The sequence below is a fragment of the Phyllobacterium sp. 0TCS1.6A genome (genome assembly GCF_026420825.1).
Lineage (GTDB): Bacteria > Pseudomonadota > Alphaproteobacteria > Rhizobiales > Rhizobiaceae > Phyllobacterium.
Window position 1 is genome coordinate 97,303 of the sequence record NZ_JAPMAB010000010.1, and the last position, 17,561, is coordinate 114,863.

A 17,561-nucleotide genomic window follows, 5' to 3' on the forward strand; every position below is an offset into this window, starting at 1 on the left:
ACTTGTGGCACCCAAGAAATTGGGAGGTCAGGAAGCGAAATCAGGATGAGTTTTGGGAGAAAACCGGCGCAGGGAATCGGTCCGGGCGCGTGGCAGGAGTCTAGCAATTTCTGCAGCAAACGATGAATTCACGTTTTATTACTGGATATTACTTGAATCACTTATCGCAGAAGATTCGCGCGTTCGGAGTCCAGTTTCCGAAGCCGGTTACCACCATGTTCTCCACGACCCTGCACACGTATTTTTTCTGCGCGGGGTCATTGTCCGGTCCCGCATGATATCGGGCCACGGCCATTGTCCAGTTTCCCTCCCTCTGCCGAAGCTGCTTGAGGAAGCGAGCGGCGTAATCGACATTGGTCGCAGGGTCGATCATGGCGTCGATCGAGGCGAAGGCGCCGGCATGAAAATGATGGTTGATCTGCATGCAGCCGAGATCGATCAGCCTGGCGCCGCGGCGCTGCGCTTCGAAGAATTGTTCCCTGGCCGCAGCGGCCGAATTCGGAAAGAACGACGTTCCCTCCACGTTCAATGCGAAGGGCTGAAGCGAGCTCTTCCGGCCCGTCTCCGTCAGGCCGACTGCATAGAGGATGCCGATCGGCACCCCGTACCGCGCGGCCGCACGGTGCATGTGGGCCTCACACAGATTGGCTGCGCTCGCATATTGCGGTGCGAGGAGCAGGCTAGACCACGATGCCGCGAGAACTGCCAGGCGCCTGAGCATCACCGACCACCTGCCGCGCTTTTGCATTGGGTGCTGCCTCCTCCCATTGGCGCTTCGCCGACGCCTCATTCTTCTCGCTGCCCCCGAAACCCGCCTGTGCTTGTCCGCCTGCGCGCCCGTCAGCCTGCCCGTCGCCGGCCATAGGGGAATGCCCGCCCTGGAACGTGCTGGCGGTGCCTGACCTGTCGCTGATGGAGATCGTCACCGCCACGGATTCGTCCGATAGCGCGCTATCGTGCAGGGCCTTGACCAAACCCTCATGATCTCGCGCCAGATGGGCAGCAGCATCCGCGCTTTCTGCGGTGATATGGATGTGCAGGCCCTCCGGCCCCAGCCGCATGCGGGCGACCACCGTGCCGAGTTCAACAGGCTGGAGCTGGAGCACCAAGGTTTTCGACGGACCCGTTATGCGCTCCGAGAGGACGTCCAACTTCAATATCCGGATGTCCTGCCCGATGCCGGCCGGAGGTGGAGGCGATGGCGGCACTCCGCCCTTCACCGGCTCCTGGCCCGCCAATTGTGCAGGCGCGGTCATCCCTTGCGGAGCTGCAGGCTTCAGATCCGCCTGTGCCGGCCGTTCCTGCAATGCCTGCTTCTCGTCCGGCTGTTCTTGCGGTCCAGCAAGCGGCAATGGCTGGTCCTCCCGCACAGCAGGTTCTGCAGGCGCCGGAACTTGTGTCTCTACCGCCTGACCGTCGGACGGCGGAACGTCGCGCGCTACTGATCTTTCAGACGCGAACTGCCTCACCTTCGCGTCGCTACCGCCGACAGCGACGACGCCTATCTCTGGCTGCACCGGCATTTCGTCAGCCTCGACGATTGCCTTGCCAGCAAGCGACGAAACGAGGCTCGCACGGATCGTGGGGCTTTCTGCAGGGCCGGAATCTTCGACAAGCCGAGGCAGTTCCTGCAGAAGTTGCTCAAGCGCCCGCATCGGCGGTTGAAAGACTGTCGTCTGGGTGTCGGGAGCCTTGGCGAATTCGCGTTCCAGCGGTGTTTCCGTATCGCGTTCCTTTGCCCGCTCATCCGTCGGGGACGGGGCGCGCATCTTCGAGTGAAGCCTCATGCTTCTGGCTTCGACCAATTGCTGGAAGTCGTTGTCCGGCATGTTCTCATTGACGAGTGCGTCGTCTTTCAACAGGGCGTCCTTGCCGGGCTCGCGAAGCAGGGATTCGGTCGGGCGTACCATTTTGGGGCCGATATTCATCTGCGGGTATTCCCAAGAATGGCATCGATCGCATCAAGCTTTTTTCTCGCCTCGATGATCCGGTTGTCTTCCGCCGGCGCCTCATACTCGGCAGGCCGCGCCTCGGCCGCAATCGCGGAGCTCTCCCGAACCCTGGGCTGAGCCGGTTCTGCCGGCGGCGCGACGGCGACGGGCTGGGCCGTTATCTTCGCAGCCATCGCCCTGGCGGCGTCGAGCAATTCCAGATCACGCTCGTGGAGGTTCTTCCTCGAAAGACCGTTCAATATCCTGCCGGCTTCCGCAGTTTTGTCGGAACCGACATTGGCGACCGAGAGATAGAGCTGCGCCTGCGTATCGTCCGCCTTGAGCGCAACCGCCAGGTCGCGGGCCTTTTCCGCAGCGAACCGGGCACGCGCAAGATCACCATTGACGATGGAGCCGCGCGCAATGCGCAGATAGAGCGGCAGCTGGGCTCCACGCCAGGCCAGCGAAGCGATATCGTCGATCTCATGGTCCGTCATCTTGCCTTTCAGCTTGAGGATGGCCTCCACGAACTGACGAAAGAAGTCTTCCGAATAGGGCGAACGTTCGAACCGCTGCAAATAGTTGCGGGCGAGGCCCCGCACCTTGTCGCTCTCCCCGAGGCGCGCCGCTATCACCAGCTCCCGGCGCAGCGCCGCCTCTTCCAGCAATGTGCCGGGCGCATTGAGGCGGATATAGTCCAGGCGGCGCAGCGCGGTCCCCGCATCGATCGCAGCCATGTGGTCCGCCGTGACGAGATATATGGATGCGACGAGTTCGCTTGGAATCCCCTCCGGCAATTGCTCGAAATTGTCCAATGCGCGCACGGAATCGCCGTCCGCATAAGCTAGCGAGCCTGCGATCAGCTTCTGATCGACCTGCCCGGGCTGCAGCCTTCCGATGACGTTGCGGACGATCGCCGGATTGCCGCCATTAAGGAGATAGACCAGAAGCGCATAGACGTTTTCAGGCTTTTGCCAGACATCCGGCCTTGCGCGTTGCAGATCGTCGGCGATGTGCCCAAGCACGCGATTGAGCATTAGCAGTGCTTCGGGCTTACCGGATGCAACCTGGTCCTGCAGCATCCGCATCGACCGGACGAGCAAATAAGGCTCCGGCGCGGCCAGTTCGGAGCGGGCGGGCGCAATGCCGACACCGAGAAGCCCAAGGAAGAGGAGCGTCACATAGCGCGCCCTCATGTGCCGGCGGCCTTCAGGAATATGTCGATGCGCCTGTTCTGCGCCGCAAACGGGTCGGCCGGCACCTTGGGATCACGGTCGGCATAGCCTTCGACGCGCAGGATGCGTTTTGCATCGAGGCCGCCCCTCGTCAGCATGTAATACGCCATATGCGCCCGGGCCGACGAAAGGCGCCAATTATCATAGGTGTCGCTCTTGAACGGCCGTGCATCCGTGTGGCCGCTGATGATGACATCGCCCTCGCGGCTCTGGATGATCTTGCCGATCTCGTCGAGCACCTGGACGACACGCTTGTCCGGCTTCGCCGATCCGATCGCGAACATCCCGTAGTCGATCTTGTCGGTCAGCTGGATCAGCACGCCATCCCTGGCCGGCACGACGCTTATATCCGGCGCCCTGCCCTCGCCCGCAGTGTCGGTCTTGCTCGCTATCTCGGCCGCAAGCCGGCGCGCAATCTCGGCCTGCGACAGGTTCTGTGCCTTGTCCGCTTTGGCCGGCGGTGTTTCCCCGGCCTCCAGCCGCTTTGCGAGTTCCTCCGGGCGCGGTTCGCTGGCTTTGGCGAGCGCGGTTTCCGTCTGCTTGTTGGCCGATGGCGGCGGAACAGGCGGGCTTTCCGTCAGCGGGAAGATGTCGTCCTGCCGCCGTTCCGACCAGTAATTCGGATTGAAGGGGTCGCGATAGGCTTCGCCGCCCTCGGCTCCCGTCAAGGGACCCGCAAGGTTCTTGCCGCCCGCACCAGCGACGGAACGATTTTGCAGCACACCGCTTTCGGCAGCGATTTCCGACAGGACCGCATAGGGATCCTTGAATATTTGACGCTCTTCACGCTCCGGCTGGGTTTCCGTATTCCTGTCATTGCGCGAACTCTTGGTGTCCGGATCGTCAGCGTCCAGCCGTTCGAACCGCACCTTTCCTTGTTCGCTCTCGGTGTCCTCGATGCCTTTCGGCCTGGAACTCCTGTCCATCAGCTTCACGGGATTGAAATAGCTGGCGACGGCGGCTTTGGTTTCCTCATTGGCCGCATTGATCAGCCACATGACCAGGAAAAATGCCATCATCGCGGTCATGAAGTCGGCATAGGCGATCTTCCAGACGCCGCCATGATGGCCGTCCTCACCGTCGCCGCGTGCTCGCCGCACGATGACGATCTCGCGGTGCGTTTCCGGATCGATATTCATGTCCCTGCCCGCCGAATGGTTTCGAGCAACCGGCCGAGGCGCGTTTCTATCGCAACCTCGTCAAGATTGAGCGAGAGCTCAGCCTGGTCTTCTTCGACAAACTTGCAGTTCAGCGCCATCATGTCGTCACGCTTGCGCAGAGCCACCAGAAGATGTGCCGGCCCCCGCACCTCAAGCGCCAACCCCTCCTTGCCGCGCACCAACCGCATGACTTCGTCGGAAAAAACCTCGACGATCTGGCCGCGCAGATGATCCTCGACAAGCGGCGCAAGCACCTGGGCGGCGCGAGCGGCCATATCCTCCGCGACACGCGAAAGCCCCTGTTCCATCTGTTCCGCGAGCCTGTTGGCCGTCTGCTCGAGGAATAGCGTTTCCGCACTGGCAAGCTGCGTCTCGAATTCGCGGCCCAGCCGGACTTTCTCCGCCTCGAAAAGCGCCGCCGCCTCGGCGCGTCCTGCTTCACGCCCGGCTTCGAACGCTTCCTTGACGTTCGCCTCATGATCGATCTGCTCGACGATATCGTCGGGACGATGGTCATCGGTCGCGGCGAAGCCGGCGGTTTCCCTCGGCAGCGTGAACACGGCAATGCGCTCGTCCGGAACGCGTTTCGGCGTGAAATCCGTGAGGATGTTGGCAAGGGAGCGGGCGGATGAGCTCATCATGCGGCCTCATGCACCCATTGCTTCAGGATAGCCGCGACACGTTCCTCGTCCATGTCGATCATCTGTTCGAGCCGGTGTTGCGCCGGCGCTCGCATGCGTTTGCGCAGTTCCGTCAGATCGTCATAGGGAGCGCTCTGCTCGTCGCTGTTCGCCGCGACCGGCAGATTGCCGGAGGGCGCGAGGTTCAACGACCCGCTGCCGGCTTCCACGGCGAGGCGGAGATCAGCCTCGGGGGTCCGCATTTCCCGCATCAGCGGGCGGACGCCAAACCAGATGATCAAGCCGACGGCCGCAATCAGCGCCACGGCATTGATGACCGCGCCGCTCTGCCGGAAGATCAATTCCGAAACTGGCGTCGACGTTGGCTGCAGTTCCTGGTTTTCCGCTTCGAGGAAGTTGACGGCCGTCACATTGATGACGTCGCCGCGCTTCTCATCGAGCCCTGCCGCCGTCGAAACGAGCTGCCTGATGCGTGCAATCTGCTGATCGACGAAATCGGCCGGCGCGGGCGTTACGCCGGCGGTGGCCAGGAGGCGCGCCTGATCGACCACCACTGCAACGGAAAGCCGCTTGATCTGATAGCTGTCGCTTGTCGTCGAGATCGTCTTCGAACTCAGCTCGTAATTGGTCAGTTCTTCGCGCTTTTCCGTCTTTTCGGAAGCCTTGTCGCCATTGCGGCTGACGATTTCCTCCTGCGGAATGTTCTGCTCGACGCCGGTTGCGTTGTCGCTGGACGTATTTTGCGAATCCCCGCTCTCCTTCACCACACGCACCGAGCGCTCCACCCGCGATTCGGGATCGAAAACGGTCTCGTTGATCTGCCGGCGGTCGGTGTCCAGCGCCACCTGCACGCTGGTCTGGAAGTGCCCGACGCCGAGATAGGGCGCCAGCGCCTTGCGGATATTCTCGTCCACCGACGAGGAAACGCTGTGCTCGAGCGATGCCGACATGACCGCGCCGGCATTGACGCCATCTTCCTTGGAGGCCAGCAGCCTGCCATTGGTGTCGAGGATCGTGACTTCCGACGCGGTGAGCTGGGGAACGGCAGCAGCGACGAGCTGGCGGATGGATTGCGCCGATTCGGTCGCGAAATCGCCTTCGGTGCGCACGACGACCGATGCCGAAGGCGCCTGATCCCCGCGCCGGAAGCTGCCCTTTTCCGGCAGAACGATGTGTACGCGCGCCGCCTTTATGCCCCTTATCGCCTGGATCGTCCGCGCAATCTCGCCTTCCAGTGCGCGAACACGGGTGATTTCCTGCATGAACGACGTCAGGCCGAGCGAGCCCATATTGTCGAAGAGTTCGTAGCCCGCATTGTTGCTGGTCGGCAGGCCCTTCTCGGCCAGATGCATCCGCGCCTGATCCGCCGTGCCGTAGGGAACCAGCACCGAGGTGCCGTCCGACTTCACGTCGAAGGGAATGCCGGCCTCGCCGAGCGCCATGCCCATCCGATTGACGTCGTCGCGGCTGAGGCCAACATAAAGCGTCTCATATTGCGGGCGGTTGAGATAAAAGCTCGACAGGAGTATCGCGCCAAACAATGTCACGCCGATAAGCCCGAGCGCGATCAATCGCCTTGCACCGAGCTTCCCCAGGGCCGAAACCAATTGCTCGACCGTCTGCCTGATATTCTTGTCCATCAAATCCCACCGCATCGACCTGACGGCACCATAAGCGGCGAAGCTTGCGCGAAGTTAGTCTCGGGCACCGCGCATAAAAAAGGCCACGCGCGAAGCGTGGCCAATTTGTTCGAAGGATTATCGTTATTAGCCGCGGAAGAGCGACAGGATGCTCTGGTTGCCGGAATTGGCAATCGACAGTGCCTGGACACCGAGCTGCTGCTGAACCTGGAGAGCGGACAGACGAGCCGATTCCTTGTTCATGTCGGCATCGACCAGCGCGCCGATACCGCGATCGACGGCATCCGAAAGCGCGCCGATGAACGAGGTCTGCAGGTCGATGCGGGTCTTGGTGGCGCCGAGTTCAGCCGCACCATTGGCGAGGCCCTTGGCGGCAGCTTCGACACCGCCGAGCATGGCGTTGAAATCGACGTCGGTCAGGCCGGCCGTCGTGACGTCGAGCGTCAGCACGGAAACGTTGCCGGCGCCGACAGCGAATTCCTTGTCGAGCAGGCCGGCATTGGCGGCGTTCGTGTCGATGAGACGAATGCTGGCGAAATCCACTTCGATCGCGCCGGTCGTGATTGCGCCGGCGGCGTCACGATTATACGACGAGATGATGCTGAGCTTCGTTGCACCGCCGGCAGCCGGAGCCGAGTCGGTCTGGAGCAGGTTGGAACCGGCATAGGATGCGCCGCCGATATTGTCGGTGAGCTGCGCCTGCAGCTTCTCGATTTCGGTCTGGATCTTGGCGCGGTCGTCGGCGCTGGCGTTCTTGGAAGAAAGAACCTTTTCCTTGATCTGGTCGACCACGGAAACGGCGCTCTTGATTGCGGTATAGGCCGTATCGACCTTGCCGCCGCCGAGACCGAGAGCTTCCTTGATGACCGAATTGGCCTTGTTGTCGGAGCGCATCGTGGTCGCGATGGACCAGTAAGCGGCATTGTCCGAAGCTTCCGAAACCTTCATGCCGGTTGCAATACGGTTTTGAGTCGTTGCAAGGCTCTGGTTGGTTGCCGAAAGGGTCTGAAGCGCGGTCATTGCCGACGCGTTGGTAAGAATGCTGGACATGAAAAAAGCCCCTGTAGGAGAACTGTAGGGACATACCGGATCGGCCGGTATGACGGAGCGGCATGATGCCTATGCCCTCAAACGGGCACCCGTCATGTGTGGAAGGATTAATCCATAAATATTACAGTTTCAATAACGTCTGCGCATAATTTTCCGCGCTTGGTTACCGGCTACGAATAGGACCGGATCAGGCTGCCGATCAGGATGTTCCAGCCGTCGATCAGAACGAAGAAGAGAATCTTGAACGGAAGCGACAGGACGGTCGGCGGCAGCATCATCATGCCCATCGACATGGTCAGGGTCGCCACGATGAGATCGATGACGAGAAACGGCAGGACGATCAGGAATCCGATCTCGAAACCGCGTCGCAACTCCGAAATCATGAAGGCAGGAACGAGAATGCGCAGATCGACGACGCCATCCGGCTGCGTGCGGAAGGATTCGTCCGCCAGATCCTCGAACAGCCGAAGATCCTTGTCGCGCACCTGCCGCAGCATGAACTCGCGGAACGGCGTCGTGATCTCCCTCACCGCAACATCCTGGCTGATCTGGTTGTTGACCAGCGGCTGCACGCCGTTCTGCCAGGCGCGATCGAATACCGGCGCCATCACATAGAAGGTCATGAACAGCGCCAGGCTGACCATCACCAGGTTTGCAGGCGTCGTCTGCAGGCCGAGACCGGCGCGCAACATCGAGAATGCGATGGCGAAGCGGGTGAAGCTCGTCACCATGATGAGAATGCCCGGCGCGATCGACAGAACGGTGAGCGCCGCCAGCATCTGCACGATCTGGCCGCTCGTCGAGGCACTTCCACCCGGGATCAACCCCTCGAGGATCGCGGATTGCGCTGCGGCCTGATTCGGCAAGGAAGCGAGGAGAACCAGAGCAACTGCCACGACAAGACGTTTCATCATTCCATCACCAGCGCCCAGATATAAACATTCGTGACCACGCCGTCGGTGCGCATCCTGGCCCGTTCCTTCAGATCCATGCGCAGATATTCAAGGCCTGCCGGCCCGCGCAGTTGCATCAGGTTGACGGTGCGAAGAAACGCCATGAAATCGGCTGCGACTGCCGTGCTGAGTTCGTCCGGGACCTGTGCATCCGGCGCAATCACCAGGCCGGCCTCGAGTCTGATCCAGACGTCCTGGGGAACCTTCACATTGGTCAGGATAGGCTTGAGGACGACGACATTGCCGGCCGGCGCCGCTTCCGCTGCCGGTTCACCCGCAACCGGCCGCTCCTTGCTCGCCGGGGGTACAAGGCCAAGCTCCCCGCCAAGGAACCAGCCGCCTGCCGCCGCAACGAGCGTCAGCACGGCCACCACCGCGGCAAGCACCGCCACCGACGGAGCCTTTGACACTGGAGGTTCGGAAACTGCGCTCATCTTCAGATCGGCGAAACTGCGTCGAGCAGTTGCTGTCCCCATGCGGGCTGCTGCACCTCGCTCTGGCGACCTCGACCGCCATAGGAAATGCGCGCTTCCGCGATCTTGTCATAGGAGATGGTGTTGTCCCTTGAAATGTCCCTCGGCCGAACGACGCCGGCGACGTTCAAGACGCGCAGCTCATTATTGACCCGGATTTCCTGCGACCCGCGAATGATGAGATTTCCGTTGGGAAGGATGTCGGTGACGATGGCCGCCACCGAAAGATCGATCTTTTCAGAACGCTCGATCTTGCCTTCGCCCTTGGATCGGCTATCCGAACTGAGATCGAGATTGCCGCCAATGTCCGATGCCGTGATTCCGCTTCCGGAAATATCGGCCGTACCGCCGTAGATCGACGATGAAACGCGCGACCGGTTGGACTTGTTGTCCAGCGTGGCGCGGTCGTTGATGGAAATGTTCACGGTCAGCACGTCGCCGGGGTTCTCGGCACGCGGATCGCGGTAGAAGCTCACCTGCCGCTCCTGCCAAAGCGAATATTTCTGCGGCCGGGGCGGTGCCGGATACTCGGAAGGAGCGCCGGCGCTGTATTTATGACCAATTCCCGCGCCAACCGGCGACATTTCGGGCGGCCGATTGAAATCACGCGGGTTGGTCGCACAGCCATAGGTGCTCAAGAGTGCGAGGCACAGGGATGCGACAGCCGCTCTGTTCATTGCGCGGAACTTTCTTTTTCATTGATCACCTGCGAGCCCACGATGACGCGGGCCAGCAGGGCGGATTTTTCTGCGGGCATTTCGTTGAGGATGACGCTCGATACGCGCGGATTGAGCTTCAGGAGCAGCGCCGCGGCGGCCTCGTCACCGATGAGGGCCATCTGCGCCGCAGCAGCATCCGGCCGCATCTTCGAGATGATCCCGACAAGGGAATCTTCAGCCTTGTCGATGAATTCATCGCGCCGCTTCAGCCAGACCTCGTATTCCTTGCGCTTCTCGTCGAGAAGTTCGACGCGCCGGTCGACATCCTCGCGCAATTGCTCCAGTTCGCGTGTCTGCATGGCGTAGCGCGCATCGGCGGCCTTGTCGCTGATATTGCCGCAATAGCGTTCGATCTCCTGCCGGCCTTCCTCGGTTGCGGACAGGTCCTGCGACAACGCATAGGTGGCGGGCAGGACCATGACGAGGCAGAAGGCCTGTGCAGCGACAGCCAGCTTGACGAGACGAGCAGGGCGAACCCTCATTGGACGACGAGCTCCGCATGGAGGGCGCCTGCCGTCTTGATGCCCTGCAGGATCGCGATGATGCCCTGCGGCTTGACGCCGATCTGGTTGAGGCCCTTGACCAGGCTTTCCAGATCGGTCCCGCCAAGGAGGCCGATCTTCGAGGTCTGCGTCGCATCGATTTCGGTGTTCGGCTCTACCGCAGTGACACCGCGCTCGGAAAACGGTTCCGGCTGAACCACGGTCGGCGTTTCGGTCACGCGTACCGAGAGGCTGCCATGGCTGATCGCGACGCGGGAAATGCGGACCTTCTCGCCGATAACCACCGTACCCGTACGCTCATCGACGACGACCCGGGCAATCTCGTCGGTCACCACCGGCAACCCTTCGATCTCGGCCAGGAAACGTGTGGCGGAAATATTGGCCGGCTTGCGCAAACGGATGGATTTGGAGTCCCGTTCCTTGGCAACCGCCTGTTTGTAGCGGCGCTTGGCGAAGGCGTTGATCGTGTCGGTAATCCGCACTGCCGTGGTGAAATCCGGCTCGCGAAGCTCGACGACGAGCTCGTCCTTGCCGAAATTTCCCATGACTTCCTTCTCGACCAGCGCTCCATTCGGAATGCGTCCGCTGGTCGGAACGCCCTCGGTTACCGACTCTGCCTGCCCCGAGGCGCTGAAACCCGAAACGATCATGTTGCCCTGCGCCACGGCATAGGTCTGGCCATCCGCAGCTGCGAGTGGCGTCATGACCAGGGTCCCGCCCGCCAGCGAGGTAGCATCGCCAAGCGAGGAGACGGTGACGTCGATTCGCGATCCCCGCCCCGCGAAAGGCGGCAGGTTCGCCGTGACGATGACGGCCGCGATATTCTTCGACCGCGAAGCTCCGACGGGCGGGCTGATGCCCAGATTATCCAGCATTGCGCGCATCGACTGTTCGGTGAATGGTGCGCTGCGCAGGCTGTCGCCGGTGCCGTTCAGTCCGATGACGAGGCCATAGCCGACCAGCTGGTTGTCACGCACGCCCTGAATATTGGCGATGTCCTTCAACCGCGCGATGGCACCGCCCTCGCCGAGAGGCGATGCCGCCCCGCCCCAGCGCCCCTCGTTGAGCTCCTTCTGGAACGCGGCGCGGGCCTGCGCCGCCGTGCTGTATTCCTTGGAATTGGCCGAGGATTCGGCGGCATGAAGCTGTAGCGGTGCCAAGTGAATGGCAAGGCTCAGAGCGATGGCGAGGCTTCGTCTCATTGCAGACCGACCTGGATGCTGCCATCGGCCATGACCGTTCCGGACACGATGAGTCCGCTGTCGACATTGCGGACCTTCACATAATCGCCCGCCCGTCCCGGCTCCATCGAAACGCCCTTGGCGGTGATGACCAGCGAACCCGTATCGTAGACGATCGGCACCGCGACCCCGCGGCGGATCAGATCCGGCTCGTTGACGGCAGCGGCAAGGATTGGCTGGCCGGGAAGCAGCGTCTTGCGGGCGATCTTGCCGGTGATCTGGTCGCGCGACAGGACATAGTTGGAGGCGGCGCTGGACTTGATGGAGAAGATTTTCTCGCGCAGGCCGGCGTCGGCGATGGGTTGGCCCGGATAAATGATCTGAGCGGGCACGATGAAGGAAATGCGTTCCGCATGGGCTTGCGGCGCAACGACCATGCCGGCGGCAACAGCGGCTGCCCACATCGATTTCCTCATGGTCGCCAGGCTCATGATCACCTCAACGCAGGTTCTTCGAAACGACCGAGGCCATTTCATCAGCGGCCTGGATGACCTTGGAATTCATTTCATAGGCCCGCTGCGCCGTGATGAGATCCGTGATCTCCTTGACCGGATCGACATTCGAGCTTTCGAGATAGGCCTGTTTCAGCGTACCGAAGCCCGGATCGCCGGGCACGCCGACCACAGAATCGCCCGACGCCTCGGTCTGCCGGAACAGATTGTCGCCCAGTGGCTCCAGGCCGGCCTCATTGGCAAAGTTTGCAATCTGAAGCTGGCCGAGATTGAGGAGCTGCGTCTGGTCGGCCATCTTCACGAAGACCTGGCCGCTCTCCGTTATCGTGGTCTGGATGGCATCGACGGGAACGACGATGTTCGGCTCGACGAGATTGCCGTCGAGCGTCACGAGCTGCCCAGTCTCGTTGATGTTGAAGGCGCCGGCGCGGCTGTACAGCGTCTCGCCCGCCGGGTTCTGGATCTGGAACCAGCCCCTGCCGGTGATTGCCACGTCATAGGGGTTTCCGGTCTGGGTCAGCGAACCTTGCAGATGAAGATTGCGAACGGCTGCGGTCTGCACGCCAAGCCCCACCATCGCGCCTTCCGGTATCAGGCTCTGGTTCGCCGAATTCGGCACGCCAGCCGTGCGCTCGGCCTGGTAAAGCAGGTCGGAAAATTCCGCCTTTGCCCGCTTGTAGCCGGTCGTATTGATATTGGCGATATTGTTCGCGATGACTTCAAGGTTGAGCTGCTGGGCATTCATGCCCGTTGCCGCAATGGTGAGCGCTTTCATTCTGGTTCCTCAGATGGGCATGCGGCTGATTTCAAGATAGGCTTGTACGATCTTGTCCCGGATGGCGATCGCGGTCTGCAGCGACTGCTCGGCGTCCATGACCGCATTGACGACATCGCGGGTCGGCACGTCGCCGGTCATGCTCTTTACCGAAACGGCTTCGGCGGTCTCCAGCTTGCTCGTAACCGAGCCGGCGAGTTCGCTGAGCACATTGTCGAAGGACGGCTGCCCCGAAGCGACCGGCGCGGCGGTCGCGCTCTGGTTCACCGTCTCGGACAGACGCGACAGGGCATTGCGGGTGGAGACGCTCAGTAACTGGTCTATCATCACGAATTCCTCAAGAGATCAACGGTCATAGCGATGAGCTCCCGCGCCTGCTTGACCACTTGCAGGTTGGCCTCATAGGAGCGGTTGGCCTCGCGCATGTCCGCCATTTCGACGACCATGCTGACATTCGGGTATTTGACATATCCCCTGGCATCCGCTGCCGGATGGCTGGGATCATATTGTTCGACGAAATCGGACGTATCCTTGCCGACTTCGGCGATCTTCACCGTTTCGACGCCGGTGGCGCGGTCGAGTTCGGTCGCAAAGGAAACTGTCTTGCGGCGATAGGGATCGCTTCCTGCCGTTTTGCCCGTCGACTGGGCGTTGGCGAGGTTTTCCGAGACGATGCGCAAACGGGTCGATTGGGCCGAAAGGCCCGATGCCGCAACCTTCAATGCCGCCTGCAGGGGATCCGACATCAGCTCAACCCTTCACCGATGACAGCATCATGCGATGAAACGCCTTGACGATGCTGGTATTCAAAGCGAATTCGCGGTTGATCTCTCCGGATTTGACCATTTCCATCTCCAGATTGACCGTATTTTTCGAGTGATTCTGTTCCGTCACGGCGTCCTTGCGCAAAGTCGTCGCCGCGAGGCCCGAGGCATTGACCTCCAGGTGACGGGGGTCGGTGGCCGCCATGGTCATCTGCGTCTGTGCGAGAACTTCCCGGAAGGGATCCACATCGCGGGCCTTGAAGCCGGGCGTATTGACGTTTGCCACATTGCCCGAGACCGCCGCCTGACGAACCGACAGCCATTCCGCTTGGCGCGATGCCAGATCGAACAGATAGATGCCTTGCATGTGATACCCCGGAAGACGGAAGATGGTTAACGCAGGCTTAATCTAGGCGTCCAAACTTGCGTGAGACTTGCGGCACCGAGCGGCGGCTTCCGGCGATCAATTCACCCGTGTGATCACGTTTCCGTCCGAGGTCCTGATATTCCAGCTGCCGGGCGTCTCTCCGCGCTGAATGGCGACGAGCCTGCTCCCATCCGGCAAGGGCGAACCCTTCTCCACGAACCAGTAGCCGCTCTCGTCCTCGATCATCACAAGCCCGCCAACGACCTCCCTCACCTGAAAGTTCGGCTTGGCCGGGAATGGCTGTTCGGCATTGGCCTCCGTAACAACCCTGTCGTCCGGCGCGCCCGTCGTTGCCGTCGTCATCGGATCGATCTCCGCGGGGCGGGCATGTTTGTGCTCGTTCTGCCGCATATCCGACTGGCGCACCACCTTCTGGTCGGCACGGTTCAACGGGTCGCGAATCGCCATGCCCGACGCGACAGGATCGGACCGGGCATCGAATACGTCGTAATAGGTCACGAAAGGCAGCACCGCGGAAAACACCGCAAGGATGATGCCGGCGCATTTCAGGATGCCGTCAAACCGCTTGTCGCGCTGCGGCGCCGGTTCGGCATTCTCAGCCAGCCCGCTTGCGGTCATTGTGTCTTGCTTGCCGGTCACGATGCCTCCTTTGGTCTGAGCGCCGCCGCAAGGTCCGCATAAGGATCCTGCGACAACGGCGTCGATGGGTTCTGCTGCATGCTTTGATAGATAAGGGGCACGAGGTTGACCGCTTGATCGACGGCCGGATCGCTCCCGGCCTTGTAGGCGCCGATCATGCGCAGATCGCGTGTCTCCTCGAACGTTGCAATCAGCCCGCGCAGGCTCGTTGCCAGCCTGTTCTGCTCCGGTGTCCAATTGTGCTGCGCCAGGCGCGATATGGACGAAAGTATATCGACGGCAGGGTATCGCCCCTGTGCTGCGATGGCGCGGTCGAGCACGATATGGCCGTCCAATGTTCCGCGGATAGCATCGGCGATCGGATCATTGTGATCGTCGCCGTCCACCAGCACCGAATAGATGCCCGTGATCGTACCGGCGCCATCCGTTCCGGGACCTGCCCGCTCCAGCAGGCGCGGCAACTGGCTGAAAACGCTCGGCGGATAGCCCCGCGATACGGGCGGTTCCCCCGCCGCGATGGCGATTTCGCGCGACGCATGGGCGAAACGGGTGATGGAATCGACGATCAGCAGCACATTGTCGCCGCGATCGCGGAAATATTCGGCGATGGTCGTCGCAGTATTTGGTGCAAGCCGTCGCATCATCGGGCTCTCGTCGCCGGTCGCGATTACGGCGACCATCTTGTCGAGCTTGCCCGCCAGCGTGCCTTCGAGCATGTCGCGAACTTCCCGGCCCCGCTCTCCCGTCAGCGCCAGGACGACCGTGTCGAAATCGTCCGCTCTCGTCATCATGCCGAGCAAGGTCGATTTGCCGACGCCGGACCCCGCAAAGATGCCCATGCGCTGGCCGAAGCACAGCGGTGCGAAGACATCTATGACATTGACGCCGCTGCGCAGGCCCTGCTCGACGCGGCGGCGGCCCATGGCGGACGGCGCCGGTCGATCGACCGGCATGGCAACCATATCGGCGGGCAAGGCGCCCTTGCCGTCCAGCGGCTCGGCGAGAGCATTGATCACCCTGCCCTTCCACCCCGGTGCCGGCCGGATCCGCAACGGGCCCGCAGGAAATACGGCATCGCCCAGCGCCGGTGCCAGCCGGTCGTCGAACGGCTTGACCATCGCCCTCTGGCGATCGAGGCGGATCACCTCGGCCGGCTGCAGCCGCGACTTGCAGCGTATCTCGACGAGATCGCCGAGCTGGACGGAATCGGAAATACCCCCGACCGTGACCGCACCGTGCGAGACCTCTTCGACATAGCCGCCGCGCGCCACCTTCACCGGCAGGGTAGCCGCGTGCGACAGCACATTCGCCAGCAGCTCGAGGCTTGGCGATCCGCCGCCAAATTCCTGCAGGAGGTCATTCACCGCCATATCGGGTTCACGATCCCGCCGGCCCGTTCATGGCATCACCCATTTGACGATCCGAGCGTCTTGATCGCTTCCGAAACGGTGGATTCATTGCTGCGCAACAGCGCGTCCACCCGTTCGAAGGCGCGGGTCACGCTCATCAGCCGCGTCATTTCGCTGATCGCATCGACATTGGAGCCTTCGACTGCACCCTGGATGACGCCGGCATTGGGATTGTCGAGCACCGGCTGCGCCGCCACACTGGGGATGACGGCGGAATTGTCGAAATAGTCGAGTTTGGCCTTGGCATCGATCGAATAAAGACCGATGGCGCCGAGCTGCCTGCCGTTCTGGTAGACGGCGCCATCGGCGGATATTTGCGGCGGACCACCATTCGGATCGATGATCAGCGGCTGGCCGCCCGCATCGAGAATGGGATAGCCCTTCACGGACAGCAGTTCCCCGACCGGCGACATCTTCATCCGCCCGTCCCTTGTATAGACCTGGCCGGCAGGAGATTGCAGGGAGAACCAGACATCGCCCTTCGCGGCGACATCCAATGGGTTGCCCGTCTGGGTGATCGGCCCCGGTTCGGTCTTGATATAGCTTTCGCCGGCCGTCACGAAGCTGGAATCCTCCGCAGCCTTGGATACCATGGCGTCGAATTTCATTCCGGTGGCCCGAAATCCCGGTGTCGACATGTTCGCCACATTGTGCGCCAGGGCGTCCAGCCTGCGCTCAAGCGATATCTGGGACGACAGCCCGACATAGATCGAATTCTGCATGGCCTATCTGCCCCCGAGCTTGAAGGATTGCAGGGTCGTCAGAATGCTCGCGGAGATGCCCATCGTCGGAGCACCGCCAAGCAGCACCGAGGGCGCTGCCGTCGTCGTCGGATTGGCAATGTCATACATGGCGGTGAAGCGCGTGAGCAGTTTTTCCAGCTTTGCCGGGTCCTGCAGATCTTTCAGGTCGAGCTTTTCCTCGATCATCTTGGCTTGCCGGTCGATATCCAGCCGGGAGACCTCCGCAGGTATGTTGAACGTGGTCTGGAACACCTTCAACAGCCTCTTGTCGCCGAGTATCTCATAGGGGTTCTTGATGCTCGGGGCCTTGCGCGCGAAATAGAGCGCGAGCCGTGTTCCATCGTTGTCCTTGCCCGTCTCCACCTCGAGGGTCAGGCGCACGAAGCTGTCGACCACCGGCTGCCGCACCTCCTTGCGTCCCGTCGTCTCGGCGCCATATTTCTCGAAATCGAAGGCTGCGGCGAACTCCCTGTAGCGTGTATCGGTGAGCTTGTTGGCGAAACTGTCCTTGTCGGCTACGCCTTCCGTCAGCACCTTGCGGATGAAGGCCTTGGCGTAGGCCATGTCGTCGAGACCGTAGGCCTTCAAGGCGTAGTTGTAGAGCTTCGTATCCTTCATGAACTCGTCGATGGACTTCACCTTGCCGATGTTCGCGAGATAGTATTCGCTCTCCCTCTGCACCATCGGCTCCTTGGCCACGCGCGTGAGCGAGCGCTGCAGGTCGGCAGTGATCAAACGGTAGCTCGTCATCGTACTGGTCATGCGGCGCCTCCTGATATCTGCGCCGGTTCTTGCAGATCAAGCTTGCCTGAACCTGTCGCAGGCAAAGCCATCACCTCGCCGGC

General features: G+C 61.6%; 21 protein-coding genes. All 21 read right to left on the reverse strand.

Annotation, left to right across the window (positions count from 1 at the left end):
• Nucleotides 1–157: 157 nt before the first annotated feature.
• Entirely contained in the window at nt 158–628 is a 471-nt protein-coding gene (locus tag OSJ75_RS19420) for a transglycosylase SLT domain-containing protein (RefSeq protein WP_416362588.1), read from the reverse strand.
• 52 nt (nt 629–680) lie between these two features.
• The gene (locus tag OSJ75_RS19425) at nt 681–1,928 is read right to left on the reverse strand and encodes a flagellar hook-length control protein FliK (RefSeq protein ID WP_250018437.1); all 1,248 of its coding nucleotides are present in this window, start codon (nt 1,926–1,928) and stop codon (nt 681–683) included.
• Entirely contained in the window at nt 1,925–3,127 is a 1,203-nt protein-coding gene (locus OSJ75_RS19430; RefSeq protein WP_250018436.1) for a chemotaxis protein MotC, read from the reverse strand. The genes OSJ75_RS19425 and OSJ75_RS19430 overlap by 4 nt, the downstream gene beginning before the upstream one ends.
• Complete coding sequence (locus OSJ75_RS19435; RefSeq protein ID WP_250018435.1) at nt 3,124–4,305, reverse strand: MotB family protein; 1,182 nt, start codon at nt 4,303–4,305, stop codon at nt 3,124–3,126. The genes OSJ75_RS19430 and OSJ75_RS19435 overlap by 4 nt, the downstream gene beginning before the upstream one ends.
• The gene (locus OSJ75_RS19440) at nt 4,302–4,967 is read right to left on the reverse strand and encodes a hypothetical protein (RefSeq protein ID WP_267229171.1); all 666 of its coding nucleotides are present in this window, start codon (nt 4,965–4,967) and stop codon (nt 4,302–4,304) included. Before OSJ75_RS19440 ends, OSJ75_RS19435 begins: the two co-directional genes overlap by 4 nt.
• Nucleotides 4,964–6,607, reverse strand: a complete 1,644-nt coding sequence (gene fliF, locus OSJ75_RS19445; protein ID WP_416362589.1) for a flagellar basal-body MS-ring/collar protein FliF — start codon at nt 6,605–6,607, stop codon at nt 4,964–4,966. The genes OSJ75_RS19440 and fliF overlap by 4 nt, the downstream gene beginning before the upstream one ends.
• Before the next feature lie 126 nt (nt 6,608–6,733).
• A complete protein-coding gene (locus OSJ75_RS19450; protein WP_250018432.1) occupies nt 6,734–7,657 on the reverse strand; it encodes a flagellin in 924 nt (307 codons plus the stop codon).
• Between the two features lie 170 nt (nt 7,658–7,827).
• Nucleotides 7,828–8,568: a flagellar type III secretion system pore protein FliP gene (gene fliP, locus OSJ75_RS19455; protein WP_267229245.1), complete on the reverse strand. Its 741-nt coding sequence runs from the start codon at nt 8,566–8,568 to the stop codon at nt 7,828–7,830.
• Nucleotides 8,568–9,044 carry a flagellar basal body-associated FliL family protein gene (locus tag OSJ75_RS19460; protein ID WP_267229173.1) on the reverse strand — a complete coding sequence of 159 codons (477 nt, stop codon included), beginning with the start codon at nt 9,042–9,044 and terminating at the stop codon, nt 8,568–8,570. The genes fliP and OSJ75_RS19460 overlap by 1 nt, the downstream gene beginning before the upstream one ends.
• A 2-nt stretch (nt 9,045–9,046) precedes the next feature.
• A complete protein-coding gene (gene flgH / locus OSJ75_RS19465) occupies nt 9,047–9,760 on the reverse strand; it encodes a flagellar basal body L-ring protein FlgH (protein ID WP_267229174.1) in 714 nt (237 codons plus the stop codon).
• Nucleotides 9,757–10,284, reverse strand: a complete 528-nt coding sequence (locus OSJ75_RS19470; RefSeq protein ID WP_323748397.1) for a MotE family protein — start codon at nt 10,282–10,284, stop codon at nt 9,757–9,759. Before OSJ75_RS19470 ends, flgH begins: the two co-directional genes overlap by 4 nt.
• Nucleotides 10,281–11,507 carry a flagellar basal body P-ring protein FlgI gene (locus OSJ75_RS19475; protein WP_267229175.1) on the reverse strand — a complete coding sequence of 409 codons (1,227 nt, stop codon included), beginning with the start codon at nt 11,505–11,507 and terminating at the stop codon, nt 10,281–10,283. The genes OSJ75_RS19470 and OSJ75_RS19475 overlap by 4 nt, the downstream gene beginning before the upstream one ends.
• Nucleotides 11,504–11,977 carry a flagellar basal body P-ring formation chaperone FlgA gene (gene flgA, locus OSJ75_RS19480; protein ID WP_267229176.1) on the reverse strand — a complete coding sequence of 158 codons (474 nt, stop codon included), beginning with the start codon at nt 11,975–11,977 and terminating at the stop codon, nt 11,504–11,506. Before flgA ends, OSJ75_RS19475 begins: the two co-directional genes overlap by 4 nt.
• Before the next feature lie 7 nt (nt 11,978–11,984).
• A complete protein-coding gene (gene flgG, locus OSJ75_RS19485; RefSeq protein ID WP_267229177.1) occupies nt 11,985–12,773 on the reverse strand; it encodes a flagellar basal-body rod protein FlgG in 789 nt (262 codons plus the stop codon).
• A 9-nt stretch (nt 12,774–12,782) separates the two neighbouring features.
• Entirely contained in the window at nt 12,783–13,100 is a 318-nt protein-coding gene (locus OSJ75_RS19490; RefSeq protein WP_250018426.1) for a flagellar hook-basal body complex protein FliE, read from the reverse strand.
• Nucleotides 13,100–13,522 carry a flagellar basal body rod protein FlgC gene (flgC, locus tag OSJ75_RS19495; protein WP_250018566.1) on the reverse strand — a complete coding sequence of 141 codons (423 nt, stop codon included), beginning with the start codon at nt 13,520–13,522 and terminating at the stop codon, nt 13,100–13,102. Before flgC ends, OSJ75_RS19490 begins: the two co-directional genes overlap by 1 nt.
• Before the next feature lies 1 nt (nt 13,523).
• Entirely contained in the window at nt 13,524–13,904 is a 381-nt protein-coding gene (gene flgB, locus OSJ75_RS19500; RefSeq protein WP_267229178.1) for a flagellar basal body rod protein FlgB, read from the reverse strand.
• A gap of 96 nt (nt 13,905–14,000) precedes the next feature.
• On the reverse strand, nt 14,001–14,564 hold the full coding sequence (locus tag OSJ75_RS19505) for a hypothetical protein (protein ID WP_267229179.1): 564 nt from the start codon (nt 14,562–14,564) through the stop codon (nt 14,001–14,003).
• Entirely contained in the window at nt 14,561–15,934 is a 1,374-nt protein-coding gene (gene fliI / locus OSJ75_RS19510) for a flagellar protein export ATPase FliI (RefSeq protein WP_267229180.1), read from the reverse strand. Before fliI ends, OSJ75_RS19505 begins: the two co-directional genes overlap by 4 nt.
• 35 nt (nt 15,935–15,969) lie before the next feature.
• Nucleotides 15,970–16,695 carry a flagellar basal-body rod protein FlgF gene (flgF, locus tag OSJ75_RS19515; protein WP_267229181.1) on the reverse strand — a complete coding sequence of 242 codons (726 nt, stop codon included), beginning with the start codon at nt 16,693–16,695 and terminating at the stop codon, nt 15,970–15,972.
• Nucleotides 16,696–16,698: 3 nt separating this feature from the next.
• Entirely contained in the window at nt 16,699–17,478 is a 780-nt protein-coding gene (locus OSJ75_RS19520) for a DUF1217 domain-containing protein (RefSeq protein WP_267229182.1), read from the reverse strand.
• Between the last annotated feature and the right edge of the window lie 83 nt (nt 17,479–17,561).